The organism is Bradyrhizobium sp., assembly GCF_016219575.1.
Classification (GTDB): Bacteria; Pseudomonadota; Alphaproteobacteria; order Rhizobiales; family Xanthobacteraceae; genus Bradyrhizobium.
In genome coordinates this window covers 521,729-535,188 of the sequence record NZ_JACRMG010000009.1, presented here as the reverse complement: position 1 = coordinate 535,188, position 13,460 = coordinate 521,729, and the positions used below count along the sequence as shown (strand labels likewise).

Sequence of the window (13,460 nt, the reverse complement as noted above, 5' to 3'; positions counted from 1 at the left end):
CGTCAAGCCTGCCGCATCAGTTTGAGCACCGCGGTGAGGCGCAGGCTGCGCTTGCCGGCGAGCGCGGTCGCCTCCACCAGCGCGCCCCGCCCGTCGCAGGTGCCGGAAAATCCGATGCCGACTTCATGGCCGCCGAACACCGGGTTTTCTCTCACCGACGGCGTGTGCTCCTGGTTGAGGATCTGTCCCTTCCAGCGGCCGTTCTCGGAAGTATAGGTGCCGAGATAATAGAACGATGCGTCGCCGCCGAGGATGCGGCCGTTATTGAGCAGCATCACGCCGGTGAGGCCGCCCTCGACGCCGTCGAGCATGCGCACGTGAATGGAATAGAGCCCGTTGACGATGCCGCCCTCGCCGACACCGCCGGCGATCGGCACCGCCTCCTCCGCAACCGGCGTCATCACCGACTGGAATACGGCGCCGGGCAATTCCTTCAACGCGCCCCGGAAGCGATAACGCTCGCCGTCCGGCCGACCCTTCGCGATCAGCGTGGCGTCGTCGGTGCCGGCCATGGCGCGGTAGTTCGGATCGGGATTGTGGCGGACGGTCTTGACCTCGATGTCGACGTCGTCGCCGTTCGCTTCGTAGCTGCCGATATGGGCGAAGGCCGAATTGCCGCCGAGCAGCTTGCCGCCATGCACATACATCACGCTGCGGCCCACCGCATCGTTGAGCTGAAACCTGACGGTATAAAATCCCCCAAACACCTGCCGTGTCCCCGGCAATCCCAAAGCGCGATCGTGATCGCGCTTTACCCCTTTGTCTTGAGCATGCTCTCTTCGAAAAACCGCTTCACGCTTTCCGGATCATGCTCCGGCACAACCGTACATAGCGCGGTTAGACCAAGGGGGAAACGGCTTGCGCTGTCACAAAAGCGCGCGATGCCGCCAAAACGCAATGATCCGCCAAGGGTATCCCTGGCGGATCATCCTGCGTCCCGGGAGCCCCCGCCCCGGTCCGTGTCGTTCTCTTAGGCGGCCGCCGACTTGGCTGCCGTCGGCACTTCGGAGATCGTCTTCAGGATCTGCGAAGCGATGGCGTAGGGGTCGCCCTGCGAGTTCGGGCGGCGGTCTTCGAGATAACCCTTGTAACCGTTGTTGGCGAAGGAGTGCGGCACGCGGATCGAGGCGCCGCGGTCAGCGATGCCATAGCTGAACTTGTTCCAGGGAGCGGTCTCGTGCTTGCCGGTCAGGCGCTTGTCGTTGTCCGGACCGTAGACGGCGATGTGGTCCATGAGGTTCTTCTCGAAGGCGCCCATCAGCTTCTCGAAGTACTCCTTGCCGCCCACTTCGCGCATGTACTTGGTCGAGAAGTTGGCGTGCATGCCCGAGCCGTTCCAGTCGGTGTCGCCGAGCGGCTTGCAGTGGAATTCGATGTCGATGCCGTACTTCTCGGTCAGGCGCAGCATCAGGTAGCGTGCGATCCACATCTGGTCGGCCGCGGTGCGCGAGCCCTTGCCGAAGATCTGGAATTCCCACTGGCCCTTGGCCACTTCGGCGTTGATGCCTTCGTGGTTGATGCCGGCATGGAGACAGAGGTCGAGATGCTCTTCCACCATCTTGCGGGCGACGTCGCCGACGAACCTGTAGCCGACGCCGGTGTAGTACGGGCCCTGCGGTGCGGGATAGCCGTATTCGGGGAAGCCGAGCGGACGGCCGTCCTTGTAGAAGAAATATTCCTGCTCGAAGCCGAACCACGCATCGGCATCGTCGAGGATGGTGGCGCGGGTGTTCGACGCATGCGGGGTCTTGCCGTCGGGCATCATGACTTCGCACATGACCAGCACGCCGTTGGTGCGCGCGCCGTCGGGATAGACCGCAACGGGCTTCAGCACGCAGTCGGAGCTGTGGCCTTCGGCCTGATTCGTCGAGGAGCCGTCAAAGCCCCACAGCGGGAGCTGATCGAGCGTCGGGAACGAAGCGAATTCCTTGATCTGCGTCTTGCCGCGCAGGTTCGGTGTCGGCGTATATCCGTCAAGCCAGATATACTCGAGCTTGTACTTGGTCATTGAGCCTTCCTGTTGATGAAGCGATTTGGGTGGGAGCCGAAGCGCTGGCCCCCACTGGTGTACCCGGCCACCATCGGCCACCTCTTTCCAAGCAATTAAAATGCCAGTCGTTGCACTGCGGCAGCCGTCATCCACAGGCGCGCCGGCCCGCACCTGAAGATTTTTCCTGCGACATAGCGGCGCAATTGGCTCGCAATATCGCGGCCGAAATTCCGCCGTTTGCGGCCAAAAGCCGCCGCTTTTGGCGGCACCGGGTGTCCCAGGCACCCTTTCCGCTCAAAGCTGCGGCAGCCGCCGAAACACCCATTTGCCGGGCTCGGCTCAGCCCGCAACCCCCGGCATGGCTCGCGCGTTAGGCGACCGGCTTCTGCCCTGCGGAGAGCAGGCGGCGAACTGCCCAGGATTTGAACAGCAGGTGACTTCTTCTTCATCAGGTTGCGCCGGCGGAGGGCACAAACGATATCGAGATCGGTAACCACTCACGAACGAGTCGGGCGCACCATCAACTCAAACCAGCGTCTCGATGAAAGGAGAGACCGAAATGTTGAATCCAGGTTCTAGTCAGGGATCTGCAAAGATCTACCAATTCCCGGCCGGCGGCCGGGCTTCCCTCGGCGGGCGCCGCTATGGCGATGCCAAGCCCAGCCTCGCCATCGCTCCGCGGGCCAACGAAGCCCTGTGCAGCGACAGCTGGTATCACCAGGCAGCGATCGAAGATTCCAAGCCGGTACGTGACCACTGATGCCGACAGCACATTTCCCGACAGCATGCCCTGAGCCGCACGCAGGTTTTCAGGCGCGAGACGCCAGATAACAAAGGGTCGAAACAACGAGGTTTCGTCCCTTTTTCATGTCAACAATTGACAGCTCGTCACCGGCCGCTTGCCGATCTTGAATGTGGTGCCCGATTTCGTGACCCGCAGTGTCACGCCGCCGCCGGAATAGCGCGAGCCCGTCAGCGCCACCCGCTTCTCCAGCGTCACCGCCTTGCCGTCCACCTGCATATGGGCGCGCTTGTCATACTGGAAGAAGCCGACGAGAAACTCGGTGCCGTCGCCGCAGCGATAGGTCTGCCATGTCGTGGACTGCGCCGACGCCGCCGATGCGCCGAACATGGCGGCAGCCGCGAGCAGCGCGGCGGAAACGGTGGACTTGCCGAAATTCATATTCTCCCCCTGAAGCAGCGAGTATAGACCAGTTCGGAGCGCTCGGTACAATTGCCGCACGCGCCCCGCCGCACCATCCAGCAGATCCCTTTCGATGTCAGAATCCCCCGCCCGCCATCTCAACCTCGCCGGCGCCAGCAATTTCCGCGATCTCGGCGGTTATGCCGGCCAGGACGGCCGCGCCGTGCGCTGGCGCAAGCTGTTCCGCTCCAACCATCTCGGCCAGCTCACCGCGGCCGACATCGCCGTGCTGCGCGAGCTTGGCGTCAGGAGCGCCTTCGATTTTCGCGGCAGGGATGAGCGCGGCGAGGCGCTGTGCGGGGTCGAGGAGATCGAGACGCATTCGCTGCCGGTGGAACCGACCGTGGTGGCGGCGCTGCGCGCGATCCATGCTGCGGGCCGGCCGGCGACGGCGGAAGACGCGCTGGAGGTGATGCGGGATTCCTACCGCGGCTATGTCGAGCACAACACGCCGCGCTTCCGCGCACTGTTTGCCCATCTCCTGCAAGACCGCGCGCCGCTGGTGATCCACTGCACCGCCGGCAAGGACCGCACCGGCTTTGCCTGCGCGCTGATCCTGCACACGCTCGGCGTCGCCGACGACGTGATCGCGGAAGACTATCTGTTAACCAACCGCTTCTATCGCCGCGATCCATCCGTCAGTTCCGACCTGGCGGAGGATGTCAGGCAGGTGCTCGGCACGGTGCAGGCCTCGTTCCTGGCAGCCGCCTTCGAGACCATCGATGCCGGCTATGGCGGCCTCCACAATTACCTGCGCGATGGCCTCGGCATCGGCCCGGCCGAGCGCGAGAGCTTGCGGGAACGCTATCTGGAAGCCTGAGGCTCGAGCCGCCTGTCGTGTCAGGCCGCCGCTTCCAGCTCGGCATCGAGGTCGGCGATGACTTCCTCGAACGCCTGGATCGCCTGCTGGATGGCGGCGATCTGCATCAGCTCCCAGCCGCTGACAGGACCATTGCGGTTCTGCAACGCGACCACGAGATCGCGGCGCTGCTCCTTGAGTTGGACCAGCGGCAGGCCGTGGTCGGGCAAATTTCTCATCATGACGCTTCCAGTCCCCTGGCTTGATGGACCCCGACCTATATCCGCTTCGTTCTGCCGTCGGCTTACATCGATCGGAACAATTTTATCGAAATGCGGGCGAACCGCCGGCGCGACCGTGCCGATGCCGCATAAGGTTGCAGCATTGCAAATCGGATTTGAGCGGCCATAGTGTGCGCCCTCCTCACGCTCTGGCCGGGGCCGTCATGCTGCAGGAAAAAGTCATCGTCGTGACCGGTGCTTCCGGCGCGCTTGGCAAGGTCGTTGCGGAAACGGCGCTGGCGCGGGACGCGCGGGTCGCCGCGATCGATTTTGCCGTCGCGCAGGACACAGCGCCCGGCAAGCGTCTCGAGCTCGGCGGTGTCGACCTCACCGATGCGGCGCAGGCAAGAAAGGCGATCGATGCAGCGGCGGCGCATTTCGGCAGGATCGATGCGCTGGTCAACATCGCCGGCGGTTTTGCCTTCGAGACGGTGGCCGACGGCGATCCGAAAACGTGGCAGCGCATGTACGCGCTGAACGTCACCACCGCGCTCAACGCCTCGCGCGCCGCCATCCCGCATCTTCTCAGGCGTCCCGCCGCGCGCATCGTCAATATCGGCGCCTTCGGCGCGCTGCAGGCAGGAAACGGCATGGGCGCCTATGCCGCCTCCAAGGCCGGCGTGCATCGCCTCACCGAAGCGCTCGCCGCCGAGCACAAGGGCAGGATCACCGTCAACGCTGTGCTGCCCTCGATCATCGACACCGCGGCCAACCGCGACAGCATGCCGAAGGCTGATTTTTCCAGATGGGTGAGCCCGCAGGAACTGGCCGAGGTGATCCTGTTCCTGGCGAGCGACGCGGCAAGCGCCGTGACCGGCGCGCTGGTGCCGGTGACGGGACGGGTCTAAGCCTCGTAACCGCCCATGCGACCGGGCGCTTCGCGGAATTTCCGCTAAAATCGCCGGCGACTGAGTCGCGCCGCCGCCGGAGCCTGCCTTGGAAACCGCGCTTTATCTTCCCGTCAAACGCTTCCTGGAAAAGCTCGGCTTCACCGTCAAGGGCGAGGTCGGCGGCTGCGACCTGGTGGCGCTGAGCGGCGACGATCCGCCGATCGTCGTGATCGGCGAATTGAAGCAGTCGTTCAATCTCGAACTGGTGCTGCAGGCGGTCGACCGCGCCAGCGCCGCCGACGAGGTATGGCTTGCCGCAAGACTCTCGCTGCGCGGCAAGGGCCGCGAGAGCGACGCGCGCTACCGCAACCTCTGCCGCCGGCTCGGCTTCGGCATGCTCGCGGTCACCGGCAGCGGCAGCGTCGAGGTCATCGTCAAGCCGCCGACCTCGGCGCCGCGCCGCGATCCCAAGAAGCGCTCGCAGCTGGTGGCCGAGCACACCAGGCGCATCGGCGATCCCGCCATGGGCGGCAGCACGCGCGCACCGATCATGACCGCCTATCGCCAGCAGGCGCTGGCCTGCGCCTCGGCGCTGTCGGCCGGACCGCAGCGCGTGCGCGACCTGCGCGCGCACTTTCCCGATGCCGGCAAGATCCTGCTGCACAACGTCTATGGCTGGTTCGACCGCGCCGAGCGTGGCATCTATGTGCTGACCGATGCCGGGCGTGCGGCGTTGAAGCGCTGGCCGCAGCAGCCGGTCGACCTGGCGGCGCGCGCAACGGCAGCGGAATAGGAAGCAGCACGGGGGGAGCCATGATCGTCGTCACCGGCAGCGTCACCGCAAAGCCCGACAGGTTCGACGAGGTGCGACGGCTAAGCCTCGAGCACGTCCACCGCTCGCGCGCCGAGCCCGGCTGCATCTCGCACGCCGTGCATGTCGATTGCGAGAACCCGCTGCGACTGGTTTTCGTCGAGCAATGGGCCGATCGCGCCGCCCTGCTCGCGCATTTTGCGGTTCCCGCTTCGCGCGACTTTGTGCGCGCGTTGCAGCCGCTCGCCGACACCGCGACTACGATCGAGATTTATGACGCGACTAAAGTAGACAAGCTCTAGCGCATGGCAGCATTGCCACGCCAATTTCATATTGCAATGCAACATATTGATTCCTAGATATCGCGGATCGATTTGCGAGGCCCGGATGAGCGAAGATTGGCAAACCAAATACGGCACAAGGCGCGTGCGGCGCGATCCGCCGACCCTGGAAGAGGCGATTTTCGCTGCCGCCGGCATCACGGAAGATCAGGAAGCACAGGCGGAAATCGCCTCGGCGCTGATGGGCATGGAATATGAGCCGGTTCTCGCCGAAGTGAAGAAGACCACCAGGATTGCCGCGCGCTCCGGTGCGACTACCCGGGTGATTGCCGGCGAACAGGGCGTGCAGCGCGCCGTCGTCGTGGAACGACGCGTCATCCGCAAGCGCGTCGCGACCTAAGCGTCGAAGCCCGACTTTCAAAAAACAAAGGGCCATTCGCCTCATCGGCGGATGGCCCTTTTTTCGTGCAGTCCCGTCAGGCCGCCTTGTTGCGGCCCCAGCCATACATGCGGAACAGGATGCGCCAGTAGGCGCGGTTGAAATTCGCGATCGCCTGGGCGGCCTCGATCGGCGTGATCACCAGCGACGGCGCGAGCTCGAGCTGGCTCGGCCGCGTCAGGTCGATGACCCCCGTGGACTCGCCGTGGCTGAAGGACAGGTGCGCCCCGAACTTGTTGGCGAGCGCACGCATCGCGTCGTTGCCGGAGCCGGTGGTAATGCGCAGGCTCTTGTAGCCCTTGGCGCGCGCCACCGCGATCAGCTTGCGAAACAGCACGGTGCCGACGCCCTGCCGGCGCACCTTGCTCTCGACGCTGAAGGCGATCTCGGGAATGGCATCGTCCGACTGATCCGGCGGATGCAGCTCGGCTGCACCGCGCACCGCGTCGCCCTCGAGATAGGCGATGACGACCGTGCCGTCATTGGCGCATTTCTCGGCGTAGCGCTCGATGAAGCTGTCATCCATGAAGCCGTGGAAACGGTCATGGCGGCTGGTGCGGTCCAGCCTCAAGAGGTGGTCGCGCAGGAGCGGAAGCTCCTCCTGCTGGCTCAAGGTGCGGACGGTGCCTCTCGGACGCGTCAGATCGGCCAAGGTCGTATGTTTCATAGTCCAAACTCCTCGTGGGTAGCCCTCGAGGAGGCGTTCGAATCCCTAGACCGCCAATATTGTGCGTCGCAACATTTAATTCAAGTCCCTGTACCGCCTGAATTTTCAGCAAAACTGGATTAAGGATTCATTCATCTTTTGTGACAGGGATGGAACCCCATATCAGAGCACCATCTGGGTCTGCGTGACCACCGCAACCAGCTTGCCATCCTCGGTTTCCAGCCGGGTTTGCCATACCTGGGTACGCCTGCCCCGGTGCACCGGGGTGGCGGTCGCGACGACGGTAGCGCCCTCTTTCGCCGCGCCGATGAAATTGGTCTTGCTCTCGATGGTCGTGGTGCCCTTGGCATCTTCAGGCAGGTTGATGACAGTCGCGGCCGCGCCGACCGAATCCGCCAGCGCCATCACCGCGCCGCCATGGATCGTGTGATGCAGCGTGCAGAGATCGGGCCGCACCACCATTTTGGCGACGACGCGGTCCTTGTCGGCTTCGACGAATTTGACGCCCTTCAGTTCCGCAAAGGGCATCTTCATCGAATTGAGCTTCTCCAGCAGCGACATCGTTCCTCCCGGCTTCTTGTTCGCCTGATCCTGCGCGCAGGATGGACGGCGCGGGTAAATCAGGCAATGACGTCGGAGGTAATGGCTGCCGTGACGAAGCGCGCTTGCGCGAGGGACTGAGCTGAAGCGGCAACGGGAATTTCACCTCTCCCTTCGGGAGAGGTCGGCGCGAAGCGCCGGGTGAGGGCTTACGGTCTCTCATGGGCGCAGCGCCCCCTCACCCGATTTGCTGGTGCAAATCGACCTCTCCCCGCCGCTGGGGAGAGGTGGACCGAGTCCGCATTCGACCAAGTCAAGAGAACAATCCAGCACCATGGAAGCCTCGCCGATGCGCCAGTTCCCTCCCCGCCGGATCGTTTGCCTCACCGAAGAGACGGTGGAGACGCTGTATCTGCTCGGCGAGCAGGACCGCATCGTGGGCGTCTCCGGCTATGCGGTGCGGCCCCCTGGGGTGCGGCGGGAAAAGCCGCGGGTGTCGGCCTTCATCTCGGCGGACATCCCGAAAATCCTGGCGCTCGAGCCGGATCTCGTGCTGGCCTTTTCCGATCTGCAAGCCAATATCGTCGCCGATCTCGTCCGCGCCGGCGTCGCCATCCACGTTTTCAACCAGCGCGACGTCGCCGGCATTCTCGCGATGATCCGCACGCTCGGTGCGATGGTCGGCGCGGCCGAGCGTGCCGAAGCGCTCGCGCGCGGCTTCGAGGCGCGGCTTGTTAGCATCGCCGCGACGCCACGGCCGGCGCCAAAACCAAAAGTCTATTTCGAGGAATGGGACGATCCGCTGATATCCGGCATCGGTTGGGTGTCCGAACTGATCGAGATCGCCGGCGGCGAGGACGCGCTGCCGAAGCTGCGCCTGCAGCAGGCGGCCAAGGACCGCATCGTCGCACCCGACACCGTGCGCGACGCCGCGCCCGACGTGATCCTGGCGTCATGGTGCGGCAAGAAGGTCGTGCCCGACCGCATCCGGGCGCGCCCCGGCTGGAGCGACATCCCGGCCGTCGCCAACAACCGCATCGTCGAGATCAAATCGACGCTGATCCTGCAACCGGGACCTGCGGCGCTTACGGACGGGCTCGATGCGATCGTCAAGGCGTTGTGGGGGTAAGGGATGTTTGCAGGCCTCAACCAAGCTGACGCTTCAGTGTTCCGCCACCTCCCGGACAATCCCGGTTTTCTTGATCGTCGGCATCCAGAGTCGTGCCAGCACCGGGATCACCAGCAGACTGCAGATCGGCGACAGCAACATGCCGCCGACAATGACGCAGGCCAGCGGCTGCTGCACCTGTGAGCCGATGCCGGTCGAGATCGCCGCCGGGACCAGGCCGATGCACGCCGACAGGCCCGTCATGAAGATTTGCCGCATCCGCGTTTGGGCGGCGCGGATGATCGCGTCTTCCGTTCCCATGCCTTCATCGATGTCGCGGCGGATGTAGGACATCAGCAGGATGCCATCCATGGCGGAGACGCCAAACAACGAGATAAATCCGACCGCAGCCGATACGCTGAAATTCAGGCCGCCGATATAGAGCCCGAGAATTCCGCCGGCTACCGCGAACGGGATGCCCGACAGCGCCAGCAGGCTGTCCCGTATCGAGTTGAACAGGCTGTACAGCAGCATCAGGATCAGAAGCAGGCTCAACGGCACGATCAGGGCAAGCCGCTTCTTGGCGTCCACCAGCGCGCCGTATTCGCCCGACCATTCGAGCGAGTATCCCTGGGGAACCGGGACCTTCTTGCCGATCCGGTCCTGCGCCTCGGTCACGGTCGAACCGAGATCGCGGTCGCGGACGCTGTATTTCAGTGGAATGAAGCGCTGGCTGTTCTCCCGATAGATATAGGCCGCGCCGCTGACGAGCTTGACCTCACCGAGATCGCCAAGCCGGATATAGACGGTCGGAGTCTTTGCGTCGGAATTCGGCAGCGCTACCGGGATGGTGCGGATGGCTTCGACATCGCGGCGGAATTCCGGCGCCAGGCGCACCGTCAGCGCGAAGATCATCTCGCCTTCATAGACCTTGGAAACTTCCTGGCCGCCAATCGCGGCCTGGACGACGGAATTGATGTCGGCGACGGAGAAGCCGTAGCGCGCGGCCTTGGCGCGATCGATCCGGACGATCAGGTTGGGCTGGCCGAGCAGATTGAAGCTTGCGGGATCGGCAACCCCGCGAACTTCCGAGAGCTCGGTCTTCACCGATTTGGACAGCCGTTCCAGCTCGACGAGATCCTTGCCGAAGATCTTGATCGAGTTCTCGCCCTTCACGCCGGAGACGGCTTCCTCGATATTGTCCTGGATGTATTGCGAGAAATTGAAGTCGACGCCGACGAATTCGCGGTTGAGCCGCTCGCTCAACTGCTTGACCATCCGCTCCTTGGTCAATCCAGCAGGCCACCTGTCGGCCGGCTTGAGCGGGACAAAGAACTCGGCGAGGAACGAGCCGTCGGGATCTGTGCCTTCGTCGCCGCGTCCCTGCTCGGAAAAAACGGTCTGGACCGGCGGATAGCTCGAGATCACGGAGCGGATCTTGGCCACCGTTTCCATCCCGGCCTCCAGCGTGATGGTCGGCGGCATCACGGCCCGGATCCACATATTGCCCTCTTCCAGCTTGGGCAGGAATTCGGTGCCGAGCCGCAAGCCCAGACTGAGACACAACACCAGGAACACCGCGGCGATGACTGCCGCGCGGCGATAGTTTCGGACCGCGCGCACCAGAACGGCCTGGTAGAGCGTGCGGACATGGCGGACCACGAAGGTCTCGACTTCCTTTACATGCACCGGCAGCAGGATCGACGCCAGCACCGGCGTCACGGTGAAGGTTGCGATGACGGCGCCGATCAGCGCGTAGGCATAGGTCCGCGCCATCGGCCCGAAGATCTGGCCTTCCACGCCCTGCATCGTGAACAGCGGCAGGAAGGCCGCGATCGTGATGATCACCGAAAAGAAGATCGCCTTGTCGACCTCGACGGCGCCGGTCAGGATCCAGCCGAGTTTGTCGCTGAGCCTCGCAGGACGATCCGCCGGCACCCGCGCCGAATGATGGGCGATCTGGCGGAAGATGTTTTCCACCATGATCACGGTGCCGTCGACGATAATGCCAAGATCGATGGCGCCGACCGACAGCAGGTTGGCGGACTCCCCCCGCATCACCGTGATGATCACAGCCAGAAACAGCGCCACCGGTATGGTCGCCGCGACGATCAGCGCGCAGCGCAGATCGCCGAGAAAGACCCATTGGATCAGGAAGATCAGGGCAACGCCGAACAGGAGATTGTGCAGCACTGTCTGCACGGTGATAGCGACCAGGTCGCCGCGATCGTAGAACGGCACGATCCTGACGCCGGGCGGCAGCGATCCGTCGCTGTTGATCCGTTCGACCGCGACGCGTACGCGCTTGACCACTTCCATGGTGCGTTCGAGCTTCTGCATCAGCACGATGCCGGTGACGACGTCGGTCCTCTCGTCGCGGCCGGCGAGACCGAGCCTGGGTGCGAAACCGATCTGGACCTTGGCGACATCGGACACCAGCACCGGCACGCCGCCCTGCTGGGCCAGGACGATATTGCCGATGTCGTCCAACGAGGTGATGACGCCGATGCTGCGGACATTCACCGACTGTTCGCCGATGGCGATGGTGCGACCGCCGACATTGGAATTGCCTGCCGAAATCGCGGTCATGATCTGCGGCAGCGTCAGGCCATAGGCCATCATGCGGTCGAGGTTGATCTCGGCCTGGAATTCCTTGGTTTTTCCGCCCAGCACCGCGACGTCGGCGACGCCGGGCACGATGCGCAGCTTGCGTTCGACCACCCAATCCTGCAGCGCCTTGAGCCGCATGACGTCCATGCCCGGCGGTCCGGTCAGCTCGTAGCGGAAGATTTCGCTGATGCCGCCGGCGGGCGAGATGACCGGCAGCACGCCGGCGGGCAGCACCGCATCCTTGAGCCGGTTGAGGGTCTGCTGACGCACAAAATGATAGTCGCGGCCGTATTCGAACTGCAGACGGATGAAGCCGAGCCCGTAGACGGTGTTGGAGCGGATGAACTTCAGGCCCGGCGTAGAGGCAACCGCGACCTCGATCGGGATCGTGATGTAGCGCTCGACTTCCTCGGGGGACTGGCCCTGCTGCTGGGCGATGATCTCGATGATTGGTGGCGCAGGATCGGGATAGGCCTCGATATTCAGCGTCAGAAAGGCAGCGTAGCCGAGACCCAGGAAGGCCGCGAACGCGACCATCACCAGCAGCCGTCGCGACAGGCAGAATGCGATTAAACTACGCAGCACGAAATGCTCCGGCCAGCAGGGTCATTGACGCCATTCGTTGTCTACAAAGATCGCGCCGCGCGAGATCACCCGCTCGCCGGCGGCGAGCCCCCGGCGTATCTGCGTCAGGCCATTCTGCTGCACGCCGATCTCGACCACGCGGCGCTTGAACAGCGTCGGCTCGGCTTCGACCCACACCGTCGCAAGGTCGCCTTCGCGGATCACCGCGTCGACCGGCACGGCCGGTGTGACCGACGGCTCTGCGATCCCGATCTTGAACGTTGCGAACATCTCGGACTTGAGCACGCCGCCCGGATTGTCGATCTCCGAGCGCACCATGACACGGCGCGTGGTCAGGTCTGAAGCCGAGCCGATGTTTGCAATACGAGTCGTGAAGGTCCGGTTTGGCGCCGCCGCGACCTTCGCCTCGATCTCCTGACCGATTCGCACAAACGCGATATCCTGCTCGAAGATCTGCGCCTTCAGCCACATCGTCGACACGTCGGCGATCACATACAAGGCCTCGGCGGAATCGGACTTGACGTGCTGTCCCGGCCCGACCTTGCGCGAGATGACGGTGCCGTCGATCGGTGCCGTTATCCGGGTGACGCGGCTTATCGTGCCCTTCTGCTCGAGTTCCGAGATTTCCTCGTCGGAGCGACCCAGGATGCGCAGGCGGATGCGAGCGGCTTCGAACGCTGTTTCGGTCGAGCGCATGTCGTTCCGGGCGGCGGCAAGCTGAGCCTCGGCCTGCTGCAAATCCTTGAACGGGGCGGCCTTGCCTTCATACAGATCACGGGTGCGCTTCTCGACAATCTGCGCCAGGTTGAGCTGGGAGATCGCCTTGTTTCTTGCGCCTTGAGCGGCGATGAACTCGTTCTGTGGCGGCACCTGCTCGGGGCTGTCGATCTCCAGCAGTGGGTCGCCACGCCTGACCTGATCGCCGACCTTGGCGATCACGCGGGTGACCCGGCCGGAGAACGGCGTCAGAACGGGAGTGCTGGCGTCTTCATTGAATGCGATCTGACCAATCGCCGATCGCTGATCGAGGAACGCATGGGATTCGACCTTCACCACCTCGAGCTGGTGCAACTGGTCGGGAACGACCCGAACGAAATCGGCGCCCTTCGTCGTACCTTCGGCCGCAGCAACCGATATATGCAGCGCAGCGAAGAAGAGCACCGCCCGCAGGCCATGCAGCGACGATCTGACAGCGATCGAAACCGCCATGAATCGATGCCTCCCTGCTATTCTCTGTTGAGTTGACGCGGGCTCTTACGCCCTGTTGCGCGCTTCAGCCACCGACTGGCGTGCGCAACGATTCCTCCTACCGGAC

Annotated in this window: 15 protein-coding genes; 7 read left to right on the top strand and 8 right to left on the bottom strand. The window is 63.9% G+C overall.

Annotation, left to right across the window (positions count from 1 at the left end):
- Nucleotides 1–2 precede the first annotated feature (2 nt).
- On the bottom strand, nt 3–707 hold the full coding sequence (locus tag HZB49_RS07580; RefSeq protein WP_291609886.1) for a GrlR family regulatory protein: 705 nt from the start codon (nt 705–707) through the stop codon (nt 3–5).
- A 263-nt stretch (nt 708–970) separates the two neighbouring features.
- A complete protein-coding gene (locus HZB49_RS07575) occupies nt 971–2,008 on the bottom strand; it encodes a glutamine synthetase beta-grasp domain-containing protein (protein WP_291609885.1) in 1,038 nt (345 codons plus the stop codon).
- A gap of 541 nt (nt 2,009–2,549) precedes the next feature.
- On the opposite strand from HZB49_RS07575, the gene HZB49_RS07570 reads away from it, so the two are divergent.
- Complete coding sequence (locus HZB49_RS07570; protein ID WP_291609884.1) at nt 2,550–2,750, top strand: DUF2735 domain-containing protein; 201 nt, start codon at nt 2,550–2,552, stop codon at nt 2,748–2,750.
- Nucleotides 2,751–2,855: 105 nt separating this feature from the next.
- On the opposite strand, the gene HZB49_RS07565 is transcribed toward HZB49_RS07570, so the two are convergent.
- The gene (locus HZB49_RS07565) at nt 2,856–3,173 is read right to left on the bottom strand and encodes an MliC family protein (protein ID WP_291609883.1); all 318 of its coding nucleotides are present in this window, start codon (nt 3,171–3,173) and stop codon (nt 2,856–2,858) included.
- Nucleotides 3,174–3,267: 94 nt separating this feature from the next.
- On the opposite strand from HZB49_RS07565, the gene HZB49_RS07560 reads away from it, so the two are divergent.
- Complete coding sequence (locus tag HZB49_RS07560; RefSeq protein WP_291609882.1) at nt 3,268–4,014, top strand: tyrosine-protein phosphatase; 747 nt, start codon at nt 3,268–3,270, stop codon at nt 4,012–4,014.
- 20 nt (nt 4,015–4,034) lie between these two features.
- Here the strand turns inward: HZB49_RS07560 and HZB49_RS07555 are convergent, their stop codons facing one another.
- Complete coding sequence (locus HZB49_RS07555; protein ID WP_291609881.1) at nt 4,035–4,235, bottom strand: hypothetical protein; 201 nt, start codon at nt 4,233–4,235, stop codon at nt 4,035–4,037.
- Nucleotides 4,236–4,441: 206 nt separating this feature from the next.
- On the opposite strand from HZB49_RS07555, the gene HZB49_RS07550 reads away from it, so the two are divergent.
- The 4 genes from HZB49_RS07550 (at nt 4,442) to HZB49_RS07535 (ending at nt 6,596) form a co-directional block, all read left to right on the top strand.
- The gene (locus HZB49_RS07550; protein ID WP_291611133.1) at nt 4,442–5,122 is read left to right on the top strand and encodes an SDR family oxidoreductase; all 681 of its coding nucleotides are present in this window, start codon (nt 4,442–4,444) and stop codon (nt 5,120–5,122) included.
- A gap of 88 nt (nt 5,123–5,210) precedes the next feature.
- A complete protein-coding gene (locus HZB49_RS07545) occupies nt 5,211–5,897 on the top strand; it encodes a DUF2161 family putative PD-(D/E)XK-type phosphodiesterase (protein WP_291609880.1) in 687 nt (228 codons plus the stop codon).
- 20 nt (nt 5,898–5,917) lie between these two features.
- Nucleotides 5,918–6,217, top strand: coding sequence for a putative quinol monooxygenase (locus HZB49_RS07540; RefSeq protein WP_291609879.1), 300 nt, complete (start codon nt 5,918–5,920; stop codon nt 6,215–6,217).
- Between the two features lie 85 nt (nt 6,218–6,302).
- Entirely contained in the window at nt 6,303–6,596 is a 294-nt protein-coding gene (locus HZB49_RS07535) for a hypothetical protein (RefSeq protein WP_291609878.1), read from the top strand.
- A 76-nt stretch (nt 6,597–6,672) separates the two neighbouring features.
- On the opposite strand, the gene HZB49_RS07530 is transcribed toward HZB49_RS07535, so the two are convergent.
- A complete protein-coding gene (locus tag HZB49_RS07530) occupies nt 6,673–7,302 on the bottom strand; it encodes a GNAT family N-acetyltransferase (RefSeq protein WP_291609877.1) in 630 nt (209 codons plus the stop codon).
- A gap of 162 nt (nt 7,303–7,464) precedes the next feature.
- Complete coding sequence (locus tag HZB49_RS07525) at nt 7,465–7,863, bottom strand: PaaI family thioesterase (RefSeq protein WP_291609876.1); 399 nt, start codon at nt 7,861–7,863, stop codon at nt 7,465–7,467.
- A 328-nt stretch (nt 7,864–8,191) separates the two neighbouring features.
- Here HZB49_RS07525 and HZB49_RS07520 point away from each other — a divergent pair, with 328 nt between their 5' ends.
- On the top strand, nt 8,192–8,971 hold the full coding sequence (locus HZB49_RS07520; RefSeq protein WP_291609875.1) for a cobalamin-binding protein: 780 nt from the start codon (nt 8,192–8,194) through the stop codon (nt 8,969–8,971).
- Between the two features lie 33 nt (nt 8,972–9,004).
- On the opposite strand, the gene HZB49_RS07515 is transcribed toward HZB49_RS07520, so the two are convergent.
- Together HZB49_RS07515 and HZB49_RS07510 are read right to left on the bottom strand one after the other, a co-directional pair.
- Nucleotides 9,005–12,142, bottom strand: a complete 3,138-nt coding sequence (locus HZB49_RS07515; protein WP_291611131.1) for a CusA/CzcA family heavy metal efflux RND transporter — start codon at nt 12,140–12,142, stop codon at nt 9,005–9,007.
- A 24-nt stretch (nt 12,143–12,166) separates the two neighbouring features.
- Nucleotides 12,167–13,354, bottom strand: a complete 1,188-nt coding sequence (locus HZB49_RS07510) for an efflux RND transporter periplasmic adaptor subunit (RefSeq protein WP_291609874.1) — start codon at nt 13,352–13,354, stop codon at nt 12,167–12,169.
- Nucleotides 13,355–13,460: the final 106 nt, after the last annotated feature.

Excerpts from the sequence above, each read along its gene's own strand:
- HZB49_RS07575 (WP_291609885.1), bottom strand. The coding sequence starts at position 2,008 with ATGACCAAGTACAAGCTCGAGTATATCTGGCTTGACGGATATACGCCG.
- HZB49_RS07570 (WP_291609884.1), top strand. The coding sequence starts at position 2,550 with ATGTTGAATCCAGGTTCTAGTCAGGGATCTGCAAAGATCTACCAATTC.
- HZB49_RS07565 (WP_291609883.1), bottom strand. The coding sequence starts at position 3,173 with ATGAATTTCGGCAAGTCCACCGTTTCCGCCGCGCTGCTCGCGGCTGCC.
- HZB49_RS07560 (WP_291609882.1), top strand. The coding sequence starts at position 3,268 with ATGTCAGAATCCCCCGCCCGCCATCTCAACCTCGCCGGCGCCAGCAAT.
- HZB49_RS07555 (WP_291609881.1), bottom strand. The coding sequence starts at position 4,235 with ATGATGAGAAATTTGCCCGACCACGGCCTGCCGCTGGTCCAACTCAAG.
- HZB49_RS07540 (WP_291609879.1), top strand. The coding sequence starts at position 5,918 with ATGATCGTCGTCACCGGCAGCGTCACCGCAAAGCCCGACAGGTTCGAC.
- HZB49_RS07535 (WP_291609878.1), top strand. The coding sequence starts at position 6,303 with ATGAGCGAAGATTGGCAAACCAAATACGGCACAAGGCGCGTGCGGCGC.
- HZB49_RS07530 (WP_291609877.1), bottom strand. The coding sequence starts at position 7,302 with ATGAAACATACGACCTTGGCCGATCTGACGCGTCCGAGAGGCACCGTC.
- HZB49_RS07525 (WP_291609876.1), bottom strand. The coding sequence starts at position 7,863 with ATGTCGCTGCTGGAGAAGCTCAATTCGATGAAGATGCCCTTTGCGGAA.
- HZB49_RS07520 (WP_291609875.1), top strand. The coding sequence starts at position 8,192 with ATGCGCCAGTTCCCTCCCCGCCGGATCGTTTGCCTCACCGAAGAGACG.
- HZB49_RS07510 (WP_291609874.1), bottom strand. The coding sequence starts at position 13,354 with ATGGCGGTTTCGATCGCTGTCAGATCGTCGCTGCATGGCCTGCGGGCG.